General features: G+C 44.8%; 17 protein-coding genes and 1 riboswitch. Of the genes, 5 read left to right on the top strand and 12 right to left on the bottom strand.

The annotated features are described in order from the left end of the window. Positions 1 to 33: 33 nt before the first annotated feature. The 8 genes from cobJ to cobU all read right to left on the bottom strand — a co-directional run bounded on the left by cobJ (position 34) and on the right by cobU (position 9,150). Complete coding sequence (gene cobJ, locus E3D00_RS09385) at positions 34 to 786, bottom strand: precorrin-3B C(17)-methyltransferase (RefSeq protein WP_141462003.1); 753 nt, start codon at positions 784 to 786, stop codon at positions 34 to 36. Next, a complete protein-coding gene (locus tag E3D00_RS09380; RefSeq protein ID WP_141462001.1) occupies positions 783 to 1,508 on the bottom strand; it encodes a precorrin-2 C(20)-methyltransferase in 726 nt (241 codons plus the stop codon). Before E3D00_RS09380 ends, cobJ begins: the two co-directional genes overlap by 4 nt. Continuing rightward, positions 1,505 to 2,146, bottom strand: a complete 642-nt coding sequence (locus E3D00_RS09375; RefSeq protein WP_141462000.1) for a precorrin-8X methylmutase — start codon at positions 2,144 to 2,146, stop codon at positions 1,505 to 1,507. Before E3D00_RS09375 ends, E3D00_RS09380 begins: the two co-directional genes overlap by 4 nt. Then, complete coding sequence (locus E3D00_RS09370) at positions 2,143 to 3,411, bottom strand: precorrin-3B synthase (RefSeq protein WP_141461998.1); 1,269 nt, start codon at positions 3,409 to 3,411, stop codon at positions 2,143 to 2,145. Before E3D00_RS09370 ends, E3D00_RS09375 begins: the two co-directional genes overlap by 4 nt. Next, a complete protein-coding gene (cobN, locus tag E3D00_RS09365; RefSeq protein WP_141461996.1) occupies positions 3,411 to 6,782 on the bottom strand; it encodes a cobaltochelatase subunit CobN in 3,372 nt (1,123 codons plus the stop codon). Before cobN ends, E3D00_RS09370 begins: the two co-directional genes overlap by 1 nt. A gap of 5 nt (positions 6,783 to 6,787) precedes the next feature. Next, positions 6,788 to 7,849, bottom strand: coding sequence for a cobalamin biosynthesis protein CobW (gene cobW, locus E3D00_RS09360; RefSeq protein WP_246091424.1), 1,062 nt, complete (start codon positions 7,847 to 7,849; stop codon positions 6,788 to 6,790). Continuing rightward, positions 7,849 to 8,241: a DUF1636 domain-containing protein gene (locus tag E3D00_RS09355; protein WP_141461994.1), complete on the bottom strand. Its 393-nt coding sequence runs from the start codon at positions 8,239 to 8,241 to the stop codon at positions 7,849 to 7,851. The genes cobW and E3D00_RS09355 overlap by 1 nt, the downstream gene beginning before the upstream one ends. 125 nt (positions 8,242 to 8,366) lie before the next feature. Further along, positions 8,367 to 8,596: riboswitch (cobalamin riboswitch) on the bottom strand. Positions 8,597 to 8,631: 35 nt separating this feature from the next. Further along, positions 8,632 to 9,150 carry a bifunctional adenosylcobinamide kinase/adenosylcobinamide-phosphate guanylyltransferase gene (cobU, locus tag E3D00_RS09350; protein WP_246091423.1) on the bottom strand — a complete coding sequence of 173 codons (519 nt, stop codon included), beginning with the start codon at positions 9,148 to 9,150 and terminating at the stop codon, positions 8,632 to 8,634. 76 nt (positions 9,151 to 9,226) lie between these two features. On the opposite strand from cobU, the gene cobT reads away from it, so the two are divergent. From cobT to bluB, 5 genes are read left to right on the top strand one after another with little or no spacing between them, the layout of a single operon-like run. After that, positions 9,227 to 10,279: a nicotinate-nucleotide--dimethylbenzimidazole phosphoribosyltransferase gene (cobT, locus tag E3D00_RS09345; protein ID WP_141461989.1), complete on the top strand. Its 1,053-nt coding sequence runs from the start codon at positions 9,227 to 9,229 to the stop codon at positions 10,277 to 10,279. Then, positions 10,276 to 11,043 carry an adenosylcobinamide-GDP ribazoletransferase gene (locus E3D00_RS09340; RefSeq protein ID WP_141461987.1) on the top strand — a complete coding sequence of 256 codons (768 nt, stop codon included), beginning with the start codon at positions 10,276 to 10,278 and terminating at the stop codon, positions 11,041 to 11,043. The genes cobT and E3D00_RS09340 overlap by 4 nt, the downstream gene beginning before the upstream one ends. A gap of 58 nt (positions 11,044 to 11,101) precedes the next feature. Continuing rightward, entirely contained in the window at positions 11,102 to 11,329 is a 228-nt protein-coding gene (locus E3D00_RS09335) for a CbtB domain-containing protein (RefSeq protein WP_141461985.1), read from the top strand. A 2-nt stretch (positions 11,330 to 11,331) separates the two neighbouring features. Continuing rightward, the gene (locus E3D00_RS09330) at positions 11,332 to 12,054 is read left to right on the top strand and encodes a CbtA family protein (protein WP_141461983.1); all 723 of its coding nucleotides are present in this window, start codon (positions 11,332 to 11,334) and stop codon (positions 12,052 to 12,054) included. Further along, on the top strand, positions 12,041 to 12,679 hold the full coding sequence (gene bluB / locus E3D00_RS09325; RefSeq protein WP_141461981.1) for a 5,6-dimethylbenzimidazole synthase: 639 nt from the start codon (positions 12,041 to 12,043) through the stop codon (positions 12,677 to 12,679). Before E3D00_RS09330 ends, bluB begins: the two co-directional genes overlap by 14 nt. Here the strand turns inward: bluB and E3D00_RS09320 are convergent. The 4 genes from E3D00_RS09320 to E3D00_RS09305 form a co-directional block, all read right to left on the bottom strand. Then, on the bottom strand, positions 12,669 to 13,232 hold the full coding sequence (locus E3D00_RS09320) for a histidine phosphatase family protein (RefSeq protein WP_141461979.1): 564 nt from the start codon (positions 13,230 to 13,232) through the stop codon (positions 12,669 to 12,671). The genes bluB and E3D00_RS09320 overlap by 11 nt on opposite strands. Beyond that, positions 13,225 to 13,788, bottom strand: a complete 564-nt coding sequence (locus E3D00_RS09315) for a histidine phosphatase family protein (protein WP_141461978.1) — start codon at positions 13,786 to 13,788, stop codon at positions 13,225 to 13,227. The genes E3D00_RS09320 and E3D00_RS09315 overlap by 8 nt, the downstream gene beginning before the upstream one ends. 69 nt (positions 13,789 to 13,857) lie before the next feature. Further along, complete coding sequence (locus tag E3D00_RS09310; RefSeq protein ID WP_141461976.1) at positions 13,858 to 14,754, bottom strand: fructose bisphosphate aldolase; 897 nt, start codon at positions 14,752 to 14,754, stop codon at positions 13,858 to 13,860. A gap of 96 nt (positions 14,755 to 14,850) precedes the next feature. Beyond that, positions 14,851 to 16,050: a cation:proton antiporter gene (locus tag E3D00_RS09305; RefSeq protein WP_141461973.1), complete on the bottom strand. Its 1,200-nt coding sequence runs from the start codon at positions 16,048 to 16,050 to the stop codon at positions 14,851 to 14,853. Positions 16,051 to 16,114: the final 64 nt, after the last annotated feature.

Here is a 16,114-nt window from a genome sequence, read left to right as displayed (position 1 = left end):
AACAGATCGTGCCTGATTTCTTGTCTAGAAAACTCAATGGGTCACTTTCCGCAAAGTATATACCCATGCCTGCCCATTCTCTCGCTCAATAATCCGCGTATACTCATTCCCGATAAGCACCAGCGTACTCATATCAACCTCTTCCGCATCAGCATGTGCTAAATCTGTGTAGGTTAAACGCTCATCCTCTCGTCCAATAGCACGGGCGAAAATAACTGGTGTTTCATCTGGAAGAATGGGACGCAAATGCCCAAACGCCTCTCCCAATTGCCAAGGACGGCTTTTAGAGCGTGGGTTATACAAAGCTATAATAAAACCAGCTTCAGCTGCCATTTCTACCCGACGACACACCACATCCCATGGCTTTAAATTATCAGATAAAGAAATAACACAAAAATCAGCCCCCAATGGGGCACCAATCCGTGCAGACGCAGCCAAAACAGCGGTTATTCCTGGAATGACCGTAATTTCAATATTACGCCATTGCGGATCACCGTATTCTATTGCTTCGAACAAAGCACTGGCCATTCCAAAAACACCTGCATCGCCCCCTGAAACGACCCCGACAATCCGCCCTTCTTCTGCTAATCGCAAAGCATGTTGAGCTCGCTCTATTTCCACCCGATTATCAGAACCATGACGCCTTATGTGCTCAGGTAAATCTACTCGTTCCACATATGGGCCATATCCAACAATATCTGTTACTTCTTCTAAGGCTTTCTGTGCCTCAAATGTACGCTGATCTGTATTACCCGGCCCTAAGCCAATCACATAAATTTGCGTCATCGGATATTTTGCCGTCCAGACAGAAGTACCAATGAAAAATAAGGCACATTTCCTTCTACATCCACCAAACGCATCACCTTAGAATTATGTTGTGTTCCTCGTTCAACATACAATGCCTTATCCAACCGGCCTGCCCGCTCTAATGCTTTGCGTAACTTAGGCATATTCCGCCCTAACTTCATAATCACAGCGGCATCTGCACGGCATAGCCAATCTGCTAAATCATCCTCTTCCATCGTGGCAGGCAAAACACACAAAACATCATCGCCGTGCGTAATAGGTAAAGAGGCTTCTGACCAACATCCACTCATCGCCGTGATGCCTGGAACAATTTCACATTCAATAGATATATGCAGACGATCAAAGATATACATGGCAGATCCATATAAGAATGGATCCCCTTCACACAACAGAACAACATTCTGACCTTTATGCACTTCATGCCTTATCTTCTCAGCACAATCGTCATAAAAATCTGACATATCTTCATGATAGGATGGGTCATTAACTGAACGCTCTGTCGTAAAAGGATAAACAAAGCGTAATTCTTGCGCAGTGGAAGAGATAAACTGATCCGCAATCGTTCGAGCATGCCCAACCCGGCCATGCCGACTAAAAAACGCAACGACACAAGCGTGCCCAATAACTCTCGCAGCCTTTACAGTCAGCAACTCGGGGTCGCCCGGCCCAACCCCTACAATATGCAGCCGCCCCAAACTCATTCTAATTCACTCGCAAGTGCATTCACGGTGGCCGAAGCCATGGCGCTTCCTCCTAAACGGCCACGCACAATCACATGCGGTAAATCCTTCCGTGTAGCCAATTCATCCTTTGATTCAGCAGCACCGACAAATCCCACCGGCATTCCAATAATAGCTGCCGGACGGTATCCTTTTTGTTCAATTAATTCCAACAAATGATATAAAGCCGTAGGAGCATTACCGATCACAACCACAGCTCCATCCACCTTCTGTCCCCATAACTGTAAGGCGGCAGCCGAGCGTGTGTTTCCAATTTCCTGAGCAATTTGAGGTGTTCGAGGGTCTCGTAAAGTGCAGATCACTTCATTATCACTCGGTAAACGTGCTCTCGTAATACCGTGTGCAACCATCTCTGAATCACATAAAATTGGTTTTCCTGCTTGAAGTGCAGACTTGGCCGACATCACAAAATCTGAAGTCATCTGTACAAACTGCACCACGTCAACCATACCACATGCATGTATGATCCGCACAACCACCTTCGCTTCTGCTGGTGTAAAAGCGGTTAAATCAGCTTCAGATCGAATAGTCGCAAAAGATCGGGTATAAATTGCAGCTCCGTCCCGAATATAATCATACTCTTTAAAATTGTTATTCACCCCTCCTTCTCCCTCATTAACAGTTGAAGTTTCTTTTGCTTTCTTTCCCTATGCCACTTTAAACGGGAATCATTCTGTAATTTTTTTAAAATATTATCCTTACAAATCTCTTCTCTTATGTCCTCTAGACCAATCTCGTTCCTCTGCGCCATATCCGTTGTACACCCATCTTTAATGAAGTCATATCGACTATCACCCGTCGCCAATATTGTCATATCGGCCTTGTGAGGATATGCACAGCCCTTAATACAGCCAGATACATGCACACACTTACCTTCACCTATGTATGGAGCTAAATATAATGCTGCCTTTTCTACATTTGCGTTGGCGCGTTGACATCCTTTTATTCCAATACAAGCCTGCACTCTCAAGCGTGCATCATTCTCATTAACAATGAAAAAATCTGGAATTTCCTCTACCCAAGGCATCACAAAACTCCTCCACGGAGTTACTCTTACTTTTTTCTTGTTCTCTATATGTTTGCTATATGTTCTTAATATATTTGAATTCAATCGTCCAAAAGGTACCCCAACTCCTCTTTTTCCATCAGGTAGCTCTCCAATATAACGAAACTCCTTTACCTCAGACGATCTAATATTGCTTTCAGAAAAACCTGCGGCCTTCAAAAATCCCTCCCTTTTATGTGCAGAGGGTCTTCCCCAATCCAAATGTTCCAGACAAAAATAAGACATTCTCAAAGCAACTTCCAGCGCCTCTTGAGGGGCGTGAAATGCTTCCGTTTCCACCGTGTTACCGCAGACAAGTTTCCATCCATCTGCATGAGCTTGCAATATGAGATCTGCCTTTAAGATCCCTGTGGGAAAATAACCACCGCCATCCACGGCCCAAGAAAACTTAGCTGGTAATCCAATTAAATCAGTAGCATTCCACAACATCTGTTTAAGCTGATGCGCAACTTCCAATGTTTGCCCATGACATAAAGGGTCTGTTCCCGCCAGTGGAGAAATCTGGATATTACTAAGCCGCTCACGTCCCTGGTCGCTCGCTACCATCTGGTAAGAAATAGCTTCTTGCAACGCCAAACGTGCCGTATAGTGAGAAAAACCACGAAGCTGGACATTGCCACGATTGGTCAACTCAATGATACCGTTGCCATATCGCTCTGCAATAAATGAAATCACTTCAAATTGTGCCGCATCAAAGCCTTCAAAGGGTGACCTGATACGGACTAAATACCCATCCTTTGCTTCCATTGGATGAAAAAAATCGGGGCACCATCCGCGGATGAAAGGCTGAGAAGACACTATTTTTTATCCTCTAACATAGCCAAAGCACTATTCCGCTTTGGTTGCCATAGGCCTCTATGAATCATGTCACAAAAGCGAAGACGTATAGCCTCATGCGCCTGAGGGTTGTTACTAAGCAAAAATTCATCACACACCTCATCCCCCAAAGTTGCATCAAAAACCAAATCAAACTGTTGATCAAAACGTGCTGGCAATACAGCAGCAAAAGCGCAAAGCCCTTCTACACCTCGGGCAATTTCCGCTGCCCCCCGATAATCATGCTGTCGCATCCCCTCAATCCATTTTGGATTAGCTAAGCGCCCTCGTACAATCCGAGCAACTTCCTTTTCCATTTCTCTTAACCGGGGTGTATCGATCTGAGATGTATCTCCGTGCCATAAAGAAGGTTTAGCCCCTAAAGCCATAGCGGCCACAGCTAGCCCCCCTTCACTCGCCGCCATATCAGGGCCTTCTAAAATATCCACCTCTGCATGGTCTTGCACATGCAATATGGCTTCTGCTTTCTTGAGCTGCTGCTCCAACATTACACGGCTACGATGCCCTTCTCGGCCGCCGCCATACATCCAGTCATTATGAGCTAAATAGGCTTGTCCTAATTCAGAACGTTCTTGCCATGCTCCACGCGCCAGATTTTCTTCAATTCCTGTGCCATATGTCCCCGGTGCAGAACCAAAAATCCGTACGGACTGTAATTTGCGCTCATCTTCACTCAATCCGGCCAAACTTGCCGCCAAAGGGTTCCACTCTTCAGTTTCATCACGCGAGGCGATTGCCTGCACGGCTTGGTCAAATAATGCGATTTGAGCAGGAAACGCATCTCTAAACAAACCTGAAATACGTAATGTTACATCCACACGTGGACGATCCAAGGCAGCTAATGGAATCACTTCCACGCCACTTACTCTCCCGCTTGAAGTATCCCATGTTGGAGTAACTCCCATCAACAAAAGAGCTAACGCCAAGTCCTCCCCCCCTGTCCGTAAGGTGGAAGCACCCCACACATCAATCACAATAGCAGAAAGAGGTTCTCCTTCTTCTTGTAAATGTCTTAATAATAATTGATTTGCCTGAACACGCGCCAATTCTAAAGCCGAAGCCGTAGGCACCGCTCGTGGGTCCATCGTGTATAAATTACGCCCTGTAGGCAAAACATCCAATCGCCCTCTTGTCGGCGCTCCAGAAGGCCCAGAGGAAACGAACCTCCCCGATAATCCATCAAGGAGCGCTTTCATCTCTGCCTCCCCACATTTTTGAAGTATATTGTTTACTGCTGATGTCGGCACCCCTGCTATGGATGCCATATTTTCTGCCAGTTGGGTTACCTTGGGAGCGGCTTGACCAAAAACATGCAATCCATCACGAATTTGAAGATCTTTTACATCACACAAATAAGCATCTAAGCGTGCTAAAGCTTCTGCTTCATCTCCTTCTCCAGCCTTAACACCACTTTCAGCTAGAACCCCCATACTGGATGCTTTTTCTAAAATCTGCCGGCGCAATATTGTGCCTCGACGTCGATCCAAACCATCCGCTTCGGCGAACTCCTCAATTAACTGCTCAAGCTTGACCATCCCCTCATCAAGACCAGCTTTCATTACAGGTGGAGTCATATGCCCAATCGTAATGGCTCCAAGGCGTCGTTTTGCTGCCGCAGCCTCGCCTGGGTTATTCACAATGAACGGATAAAGAACTGGCAAACCACCGCGTAACAGTAGTGGCATACACGCCTCGGATAAAGCTACGGCTTTTCCCGGCAACCACTCCAATGTTCCATGGGTTCCTAAATGAACTAGAGCGTCTGCATGATATGCCCGGCGCAACCACATGTAAAAAGCAACATAAGCATGTCGCGGCGGCACATCTGGGTCATGATATTGAATTTTACGATCCTGTGCACTACCTCGATCAGGTTGTATTGCGATTAGAATTTTTCCTGATGTCCAATAATTCAGTTGGAAATAATCATTTATTATATCTGTATCATCTTCTGGGCTTCCCCACGCATCTAAAATATTCGCCTGCACTGAAATAGGTAAAGCCTGAAACTCTTTTTTATATTCTTCAACAGACCATGAAATATTCTGAACATTTTCGTTACATACAGTTTTAATCAAATCTTCTTTAGTTAACGTGTCTAAATCACCACAATCATAGCCATCATCTTTTAAGGCGTATAAAATAGATAATAAGCTTGAAAACGTGTCCAACCCAACAGCATGGGCAATCTGCCCTTCCGCTCCAGGGTAATCTGATAAAATAACCGCCAATCGTTTATCGGATGAGGCCGTATGTTTTAAACGTACCCAGCCTAAAGCCTGCTGCACAACAAGCTTTATTCCCTCTCCATACGGAATATGCTGTGCCGAGCCTCCTGCTTCCACTTCAGACTTGAATGATATTGGCGCTGATAAAATCCGTCCATCCAACTCAGGCAGAGCCACTTGCATCGCTAAATCTGATTGAGATAGCCCCCGCGTGCTCTCTTCCCATGCCTTATACGTTGAAGTCGGCTGTAAAACCTGAATTACTGGCACACCTGTTGCATCATAAGGAGAGCCTGCCCCATTTTCTCCCTGCGCGGAAAAGAATGTCGCATTCACTATAATATCAGGTTTTTTCTGATTTAAACGCTCTGTTACCCATGTAATAACGTCTGGATTTTTAAGGGATGCTACATACACCACATCCACAGAAAAATTTGCGTTTTCCAATGCATCCGATAGTGCATCAATGGCCTTTACATCAGCCGATAAAAGATGAGCACGATAAAACACAATACATGCTGAAAACAGCTTTTTCGCTGCGCTCTGTCGATACACTCCTGCAACTGGAAGAGGTTTAGGCCTTTCAAGCGGAAGAGGCCCTTTCCCGGCCAAAAAGGCCATGAACTTTAATGCGCCAACCGCATTATAAGGGCCTCCTTCTCGGAGGAAATTTCTAAGATGCGTATAGAAATCAGGATCAATATTAGACCACGCTTCTAAGCGCAGATCCTCACGTGCATCACCCGGCAAAAGCGCTAACGGAATCGAATGTATCTTACTACAGTTTCGAAGCTCTTCGGCGCCATATTTCCAATAATCGACACCTCCCAAAAGGCGTACAACGACACAATGCGCCTTCTCCAGTGTCTGCTCCAAATACAAATCAACAGACATGGGGTGACGTAAGCGTGCAAGATTAACACTTCTAAATGAAAAATACCCTTCCCGATCAGGCTTTAAAGACAATGCTTCATAAGCACGATCCAACGCCAAAAGATCGCTATCCGAGAAAGACAGAAAGACGATATCCGTCGGTTCATGACCAAGATCTTCTGCTATTTCCTGATCATCAATTCCATGTCTTTCTCGAACAAGTAAATGCATGAAGACTACCCTTGCTGAAGCGCCTCTTCAATTCCACTTTTAGACAAACCCGTTTGGCCAATCACCACTAAACGGCCATCTTTCGTTTGATCATTCCAAGGAATATCAAACTCATGTCGAAAACGTGTCCCCACGCCTTGAACCGACAAACGCATTTTCTTTCCTTGAACAGAACAAAACCCTTTTATGCGTAAAATATCGTACTCAAGCGCAACTTTTTTTAATTTCTCTATCAACCCATCCACACTTTTTTGTTCAGGAATAGTGACAACGAAGCTCTCAAAATCATCATGCTCATGATCATCCGCACCATCATGATTAGAAGGACGTGCCTGTAAATCATCCTCTGCTCCAGCACCAATGCCGAGTAAAATAGCCGGATCAAGCCGCCCTTCTACCGCACGTAACGTCATCACCTTCCGAGGAACGGCTTGAGCAATTCCCGTTTCGACAGTAGCAATCTCCTGATCTGTTAGAACATCAGTCTTATTCAGAACGATTAAATCAGCTGCATTGAGTTGATCTTCATAAACCTCTGCCAACGGATTATCATGATCTAATGAAGGATCGGCTGCTCGCTGGGCTGCCACTGCCTCCGGATCTTCTGCAAAAAGCCCAGCGGCAACGGCTGGCGTATCCACTAAGGTAATGACACCATCTACGGTCATGCGTGTTCTGATGTCGGGCCAGCTAAAGGCTTTCAGCAAAGGCTTTGGTAATGCCAAACCCGATGTTTCAATCACGATATGCTCTGGTGGTTCTGGCCGATCTATTAACGCACGCATCGTTGGTAAAAAATCATCTGCAACCGTGCAGCATAAACATCCGTTCGTCAGCTCAACGATATCCTCATCACCACACCCTTCTATGCCGCAGCTTCTCAGAACTTCTCCATCAATCCCTAAAGAGCCAAATTCATTCACAACAATAGCGATCCGGCGCCCGTCCGCTTTAGATAACAAATTACGCAGCAATGTCGTTTTTCCAGCTCCCAAAAAACCGGTAATGATCGTAACTGGAATCTTAGCTTGTTCTGATTTTACGCTAGCCATCTTTAATTGGGTCATTACAAAATATCCTGAGAATTAGAAAAAGTCATAGGCAAACGAGACAAAACCATCTCACTTAAGGACTGAGGCCGTTTGGAAGGCATAACCATGCCTGTCTTTGATGTCCGATAAAGCTCTAGGTAAGTAAGAAAATCTTGTAGATTATGTAAGCCCAAGTGCCCTAAGAGCAAGGTCCATTTCTGGGGCATTGATACCCCTACAACACACCCTCGCGCACAAGATGCAAAACATTTTACCGGCTGGAGATCAAAATCCTTCTCAGCAGCATATTCTTCCAGCTTATCATAAAATACCTGCCCCGGTATCGGACGTTCCTCAAAGGGCCGCCCTTGACGACAGGTTACACACACATGCAACACTGGCCTATTCTGATTGGAAGCATCCACCATAAATCAACACTGTCTCTCTTGTAAGCCTAAGGCTCAAACAAGGCGCGACAAAAGGCCTTCATCTCATGAAGGGGAAACGTCTTGTACAAAACGCCACCTCGCATTCCGGGCACCCCGCCAGAACACAACACTCATCTCCAATGGCAGGTCTCCTGACTTACAACCTGAAAGCGGACTTCAATTAGCCCGCTCTCCACTCCACCCACCTTCCCAAAGCATATCGTGCTTCAGTGGCACATCAGATGAAGAAAAAGTTGCCTACAGTTGCGGGGGCAGTGATGGATTTGACGAATAATCATCGCACCATCTTCCCTTTTCATCTCTTTTTCAGAGAACCATTCCCTTACCCCTATCCTCGTAAGGCTCAACTGTCAAAGCCCGTTTTTTCACTTATGATTTCAATGTTATGGGAAATCCGGCTGCCACAAACAAAACCTGATCGGCTATGCTCCCTATCTTTTGGTGCAACAAACCTGCTTCATCTCGAAAACGACGCACCAGCCTATTTTCTGGAACGATGCTCAGCCCCACCTCATTCCCTACAAAAACAGTAGGGCCACTACGCTTCTGAACGGCTTCTAAAAGCTTTGTTGTTTCTGCGTGAACGTCTTTTTCTTCCAGCAATAAATTCGTCAACCACAGGGTTAAACAATCCACTAAAATCGGCTGATGTAAATTCTCATTTAGAACTTGAGCAATATGAAAAGGCTCTTCAAATGTTTGCCACCCGACTTCACGCGCTTGTTGATGCAAAACAATTCGATCTTGCATCTCTTGGTCAAAAGCACGCCCTGTCGCCAAATAGAGCCATGGCTTAGGATAAGTCGTTACAATACTTTCTGCGATACGGCTTTTCCCAGAACGCGCGCCCCCTAAAACCAGCGATATACGATGTTCTTTTCTTACCAATATTCTCTCCCGTATAACGCTCTTAACTATAAAGTTTCTTCTTGCATTCCCTCTTAAAAAGAACCAAGAGGCAAGAATGCAATCTCGTACGGCTTCTCAAAAAACAACTCTGCCTTTTCAGACCCTTTCTGCATTAAGAGCTGCCTGTTTATCTTTGCCTGAATCCGATCACAATATTAGCACTGCAATTGCCAAACGCGAAGCAAAGCTGACCAAACCTCTAGGAAGCCTAGGCCGCCTTGAAGAACTTGTCTCTTGGTTAGGTCAATGGCAAAAAAAATCCTCACCTCAATTAAAGCATGTTCAAATTACCATATTTGCAGGTAATCATGGAGTGACCAAACATGGCGTATCGCCTTGGCCTTCAAATGTTACGGCCCAGATGGTGGAAAATTTCAAATCCAAAGGAGCCGCTATAAATCAATTAGCGGCTCATGCTCAAGCAAACCTTGACGTTATTTCTTTAAACAATTTAAAGCCAACTGCTGATTTTACAACTCAACCAGCCATGACTGAAACAGAGTTTCTTGATGCTGTTTCTATTGGTTTTCAATCCGTCTCTCCTAACCTTGATCTTTTCTGTCCGGGGGAAATGGGAATTGGAAACACAACCCCGGCTGCGGCCTTATCCTATGCGTTTTTTGGAGGGAAAATCCACCACTGGGTTGGAGCAGGAACAGGCATAAACAAAGCAGGAATAAAGCGTAAATCAGACGTTATTTCTCAAGCACTTCAACACCACCATCATACCTTAAATGACCCACTTCTCGTCGCTCAATCTTTAGGTGGATTTGAACTTGCGGCAATTATGGGTGCCGTACTCGCCGCTCGGCACCACAATATCCCTGTTCTACTTGATGGCTTTATCTGCACTGCGGCTGTCTTGCCTTTGCTCAAGCTCAATTCAAAAGCTCTTGATCACACCCGCCTTTCTCATTGTTCAGCAGAAAAAGGGCATCAACGCTTAGCTAAAGAAATGGCTCTTAACCCTCTCCTGCATCTTGGCCTTCGCTTAGGAGAAGGATCTGGTGCAGCTTTAGCTATTCCTCTTTTAAGAGCGGCTTTGGCCTGTCATACTCAAATGGCCACTTTTGAAGAGGCTTCTATCTCTCAAAAGACCTCTTCATGAAATCTTTTCTGAATCTCCGAGAAGATCTGGCCTGTTCCTTAAGCCTCCTCACTCGCTTTCCAACACATTGGCTTAATACCTCTCACTCTCAATGGTCTCTTCAACGCTCTACATGGTGTTGGCCTATTATAGGCAGTCTGATCGGAGCGATTGGAGGGAGCATTTTTGACCTTTTATATTCTCAAAATGCATCACCTTTACTCGCCGCTACATGGGGAATAAGTTCTCAAATCCTTATCTCTGGCGCACTCCATGACGATGGACTGGCTGATACCGCAGATGGCTATGGGGGAGGCTTTGAAAAGACAAGACGTCTCGATATCATGCGAGATAGCCAAATCGGTAGTTATGGAACACTCGCTCTCATCATGAGTTTTGGTATTCGTGTAACAGCACTTGCCTCTCTTCCTTTTAGCGCTGTTTTACCAAGCTTGATCGTAACGAGTGCCCTTGCACGCACATCCTTGCCTATTATCCCCTTCACCACGTCTCCCGCTCGAGAAAACGGAATTGCCCACCAACTCAAATCCCTTACTAAAGATCATGTCTTAGCATGCTGTTTTATTGGACTGTGCATTGCTTTATTAAATCTTCCAGCTTGCGCCGCTCTTTCCGCCTATTTCATAACTCTGCTCATCACAGCTTTATCACGCACTATCGCTTTACGTCTTATCTCTGGTTATACAGGGGATATCTTAGGCGCCAATACGATCGCCATTGAATGCATACTCCTCTCCTTCTTCGCCATATACTTCCAAGGTTGACTTTCTCTTTTAGAAAATCCTAATCTTTAACCAATATCCCGTATTGGAATTTACTCTCATGACCAAAGCTTTTTCTTCTTCTGCTTTTTCTTCCAAAGCGGTTGCCTCTCCTCGTCCACTTCCTATTAAAACTTTAATTCCATGGGCAGTTTTCGGCCTTACATTAAGTTTGCTCCTTCTTTATTTTGTTGGAGCCGAGCAAGGCGCAACCTCACTCATTGCTGGTCATGCGGTGCATGAGTTCGTACATGACGGACGTCACCTTCTTGGTTTCCCCTGCCACTAATCATGCCCGGTCGTTTATTAACACGTGGCATGATTGCAGGCATTATTGGAGCCTTGCTCGCTTTTATTTTTGCAAAAATCTTTGGTGAGCCACAAATAAACCTCGCGATTGCTTTTGAAAAAGCACAAGATATAGCTGCTGGGACTACTCCTGAACCAGAGATTGTAAGCCGCTCCATACAAGCATCCTTTGGTCTCCTGATAGCTGCCATCATGTATGGAACAGCTTACGGTGGAATTTTTGCTCTTATCTTTTCATTCGCTTATGGCCGAATAGGGCAATTTTCTGCCCGTACGCTCTCGCTCGTCATCGCGATGATGAGTTTTATTATCTTTGTACTCCTACCGGATTTGAAATACCCACCCAATCCTCCAGCAGTAGGGCTTTCCACAACAATCAATTACCGAACAGAAACATATTTTGGTATTATCATCCTATCACTTTGCTCTTTCGCAGCAGCCTTAATGTGTAGCATTCCTCTCATTAAACGGTTCGGTAAGTGGAATGGAACGATCATTACCACTCTAATTTTCATTTCCCTTACATGGCTCGTTCAAAATCAAATGCCAGATATTAATGAAGTCCCTGCTCATTTTCCGGCCGTTGTCCTTTGGCGCTTTCGGGAGGCCGCTATTGGTATGCAGCTGGTCTTATGGAGTACAATCGGCCTTGTGTTTGGTGCTCTTGCTAGTCACGTTTTAGAGAAAAACAATGCAACAACCTGATTTTTCGCATCATTTTTCAAAAGAGCTGAATGAACTTTTTAAATGGCGCCGAGATGTACGCCACTTCCAGCGTCAACCTTTACCTGACCATCTCCTTGATGATCTTTTACAAACCTCCATTCTCGCGCCATCTGTAGGTTTAAGTGAACCATGGCGTTTTATGCTGGTTGAGAGCCCCAAAAAACGTTCTATCATTCGTCAAAGCTTTGAAACCTGCAACAAAAATGCATTGGAAGGATATGACGGCGAACAAGCCTCCAACTATGCTTCCCTCAAACTCGCTGGGTTGGATGACGCTCCCCATCATGTTGCAGTATTTTGTGAAAAAAACACAAAACAAGGCCAAGGCCTTGGGCGGCAAACAATGCCTGCAACCACAACATGGTCCACCGTTATGGCCATTCATACATTCTGGCTTGCAGCAACCGCTGCAGGGGTTGGAATTGGGTGGGTCTCTATTTTAGAACCCAATCTCGTTGCAAAAGCACTTGAAGCTGAAGACAACTGGGAGTTTATTGCTTATCTTTGTGTTGGATACCCGGTCGCTCCTTCAAGCTCTCCTGAACTAGAACGAATGGGGTGGGAGAAACGAAACCCTGAACGCCGCCAGTGGATCAGGCGTTAGGCCAAAATAGCCGCAGCCCCCCTTGAGGAAGAGAAGGAGCCAAAACATCTAATGGCTTTTTTTCTGCCAACGCACAAAGCAACCGTAACGGCCCTCCATGAGATATGACACAAGCGGATATCTGAAAATGAGAAATACACTCCTCCCAGAAAGAAAAAACACGAACTCTCAAATCCTGTAAATTTTCTCCTCCTGGGATCTGAAATGTCTCAGGAGTGGCAGCCCACTCATCCAAAAAAACTCTCGGAACGTCTTCCCATTTTGTTCCTTCCCACTCTCCAAAGTCCAGCTCTTGTAAGCGCGCATCGTATTTTAAATCTATGCCTGCTTTCTTGGCTACAAAATTAGCTAAAAGTGCACAACGCTGCGCAGGGGATGAATAAATAACTTTGAAATCATACTTAAGAACATATTCTAACAAATTATGTGCTTTTTGTTCCCACCCCTTGACCAAATCCATCTCCTGCCGCCCATAGCATACCCCTTGACCATTCAAGACTTCAGGGTGCCGAACCAGCAGGAGAGGAACTCGATTTAAATCAGGATCAAGCATTCAACTTACGAATAACTCGATCTTCACGGTAAAAACCTAAAATAGAAATCGAGGCCGTGTCTAAAAGAATATGTTTTCCTAATTTAATATCGTTTTGAGCCCAAACACCAATCAAACTACGCAAAATATGCCCATGAGCAAATAAAGCGATCGTTCCACCAATACTCTGAAGCTTATTAATCAAACGTGTTGCTCGCTCTTGAACCTGAGCTGCCGTTTCGCCATTTTTCATGTCGGACGTCCATAAAGACCAACCGGGCTCATCTTTTACAATTTCAGCTGTTTTACGACCTTCATAAATCCCATAATCCCATTCGAGCAAATCTGGCTCAATCTGCGCACGGCTACCTAAACCTGACAGTTGGCATGTCTCTTTCGCTCGTTGCAAAGGGCTGGTGAAAATATGGTCAAACTTCTGTCCTTCTAAACGAGGCACCAAGGAAAGAGCCTGCTGACGGCCATTCTCTGTTAAGGGAATATCTGTCCGCCCTGTATGTTGCCCACTTAAACTCCATTCTGTTTCACCATGACGGATTAACCATAAAGTCGTTTTCATAATAAATTTCCTCTAAAAATATGCTCTGCAATTTTGATAATGCAGAGCATGAGATATACGCCTTAAAAATTATACTTTATGAACAGATGCATCATAAATCTGATCAACAACCGTGCTCAGTGCTTGATTAAAGTCTGCATCGGTCTGATCCACACGCAATTTGTCTAATAATGCACGAGAGAAACTAGCAATCACGCCTTTATTTTCTCTTAATTTCTCACATGCTTGATCTAAAGGGTACCCCCCAGATAGGGCAACGACACGCTGCATACGTGGGTGTTTAATCAAATCTGCATACAAATCCTGTTTTTCAGGCAATGTAATTTTCAGCATGATAGGATAATCACCAGCAAGAGCATCCAAGCCTTTTTTGAGTTCATCATGCAAGATTTGTTCAGCTTTAGCTTTTTCTGGACTCTTCACTAAAACCTCTGGCTCAAGAATAGGTACAAGCCCATGAGAAGCCACCTGTGCTGCAATCTCATATTGCTGCTTTACGACTTCTTTAATTGCCTCAGGGTTCGCCAGACGAATAACAGAGCGCTCTTTCGTCCCATAGACACCAAGTTTAGCCGCTCTGTTCAAAAGAGCATCTAATCCCGGAATAGGCTTCATCAATTGAACGCCATTCTTTTCTTCTTCCAATCCTTTATCAATCTTAAGGAAAGGAACAATCTGGCATTTTTCCCACAAATAGGTTGGAACAGGCGTTGAACCAACAGTCCCATCCATCGTCTTTTCAAAAAGAATAGCACCTAAAATCTTATGTTCTTTAAATACAGGAGAAGAGATGATCCGCACACGCATCTCATGCATCAAACGGAACATCTCTTCATCATTTGAATAAGCATCCGGCTTAATACCATATTGCTCCAAAGCTTTCGGTGTTGAGCCTCCACTCTGATCAAGAGCTGCAATAAATCCAGGCGCACGTACAATATGGTCAGCCATCATTGCATTTGACATATATTTACTTTCTTAAACTGACGTTCAAAAATAACACTCTGCGAAATGTAACGATTATCCTTCAGACTTCCAATCACATTAAGAGGATGGAGACCCTTAATCTCGATAAACAAGCTTGAACATTGGCCCTGTCAAAGTCGTCGATACAACAGCTAAAACCATCAATGAAGCAAAAGCGAAGTCAGAAATCATACCTTGTGCATGGAAAATCGTGGCTGCAACAATCTCCATTAAGCCCTTACACTGAAGTAAAACCCCCAAACCTAATGCTTGCCTAACCTTTAAGCCAGAAGCAGGTGGGTACAAATAAACTGCCCCAATTTTTGATATGATCGATACAAACACCAGCATAATAGATGCAATAATAGACGGCCATGTAAGAGCATCCCCATTAATATGAAGGCCACTATGACCAAAGAACATCGGAGCTAACCAGATAAGGGAAAAACTGCCCACCTCCTCAACTGGTAAACGCCGCACCCAAGCAGGAGGCATCGTTGCCCCAGCAAAGTAAGCACCAATCAATTCATGTAATCCCAACTGCATGCTCGCCCATGAACCCGCTACTAAATAAACAGGAACGGTCAGCCAGATCACATATGATGGTGGGTTTTTTAATTTTTTTGAGGCCCAGTTCCCAAAGACTGCCAATCCTATAAGAAGGGCAATCGCTACCACTTCCATCCCTGTCCATGCTTTTAAAGCAGAAGGTCCTTTTTCTGCTACTTGAAGCAAAGCCAACCCAATCCATAAAACAGCATCATCAATAACCGCCAGCTTCAAGGCCAGTTGGCCTAACGGTTTTTGAGATGGTTTAAGTTCTCTCACAATTCCTATCAAAACTGGAAGCGCACTCACCCCAATGCATAAACCCAATGCAGCCGCGCTGACCCACGGCTTTGCTTGTTCAACATGCCATCCATGAAGTGTTAAAAGATACTCACGTGCAAAGATAGTACCGACAATAAAGGGGCCGCCTAATGCTACAGCCGCCCCCAGTAGCAAACGACTTAATGATGCATCCGGTACATTATCCGCTTTTTTACCAATCGGAGCCTGCCACATTTCAAGTCCGGCGGTAAAAGCAAGGACAAGAACTGCCGCCCAACCTATATATGTTCCATATGTCGATGGGATGCCAATTTTTTCAACAGGAACGTGCCAAACCGCCATCATAATGCCAATAAGAATAGGCAAAATAACGATCGGGAATGTTTTGCGTAAAAGACGCCACAAAACCCATGGCAAGAAAACAAAAACCATAGCATCTGCGAGCAATGCTAAAATATTTGCCATGGGTCCCCCTTAAAACATCAGATAAAGTCACATATTCGTGATTTTTTACTGACACTACACTCTA

Source organism: Swingsia samuiensis, from assembly GCF_006542355.1.
GTDB lineage: Bacteria > Pseudomonadota > Alphaproteobacteria > Acetobacterales > Acetobacteraceae > Gluconobacter > Gluconobacter samuiensis.
This window is presented reverse-complemented; position numbering and strand designations above follow the sequence as displayed.

What these genes read in the sequence shown, in the direction of transcription:
- bluB (WP_141461981.1), top strand. Translation starts at nt 12,041, where the DNA reads ATGCAACAACCTGATTTTTCGCATCATTTTTCAAAAGAGCTGAATGAA.
- cobW (WP_246091424.1), bottom strand. Translation starts at nt 7,849, where the DNA reads ATGACCCAATTAAAGATGGCTAGCGTAAAATCAGAACAAGCTAAGATT.
- cobT (WP_141461989.1), top strand. Translation starts at nt 9,227, where the DNA reads ATGCAATCTCGTACGGCTTCTCAAAAAACAACTCTGCCTTTTCAGACC.
- E3D00_RS09320 (WP_141461979.1), bottom strand. Translation starts at nt 13,232, where the DNA reads ATGCTTGATCCTGATTTAAATCGAGTTCCTCTCCTGCTGGTTCGGCAC.
- E3D00_RS09355 (WP_141461994.1), bottom strand. Translation starts at nt 8,241, where the DNA reads ATGGTGGATGCTTCCAATCAGAATAGGCCAGTGTTGCATGTGTGTGTA.
- E3D00_RS09330 (WP_141461983.1), top strand. Translation starts at nt 11,332, where the DNA reads ATGCCCGGTCGTTTATTAACACGTGGCATGATTGCAGGCATTATTGGA.
- E3D00_RS09340 (WP_141461987.1), top strand. Translation starts at nt 10,276, where the DNA reads ATGAAATCTTTTCTGAATCTCCGAGAAGATCTGGCCTGTTCCTTAAGC.
- E3D00_RS09380 (WP_141462001.1), bottom strand. Translation starts at nt 1,508, where the DNA reads ATGAGTTTGGGGCGGCTGCATATTGTAGGGGTTGGGCCGGGCGACCCC.
- E3D00_RS09305 (WP_141461973.1), bottom strand. Translation starts at nt 16,050, where the DNA reads ATGGCAAATATTTTAGCATTGCTCGCAGATGCTATGGTTTTTGTTTTC.
- E3D00_RS09310 (WP_141461976.1), bottom strand. Translation starts at nt 14,754, where the DNA reads ATGTCAAATGCAATGATGGCTGACCATATTGTACGTGCGCCTGGATTT.
- E3D00_RS09335 (WP_141461985.1), top strand. Translation starts at nt 11,102, where the DNA reads ATGACCAAAGCTTTTTCTTCTTCTGCTTTTTCTTCCAAAGCGGTTGCC.
- E3D00_RS09315 (WP_141461978.1), bottom strand. Translation starts at nt 13,788, where the DNA reads ATGAAAACGACTTTATGGTTAATCCGTCATGGTGAAACAGAATGGAGT.
- cobJ (WP_141462003.1), bottom strand. Translation starts at nt 786, where the DNA reads ATGACGCAAATTTATGTGATTGGCTTAGGGCCGGGTAATACAGATCAG.
- cobN (WP_141461996.1), bottom strand. Translation starts at nt 6,782, where the DNA reads ATGCATTTACTTGTTCGAGAAAGACATGGAATTGATGATCAGGAAATA.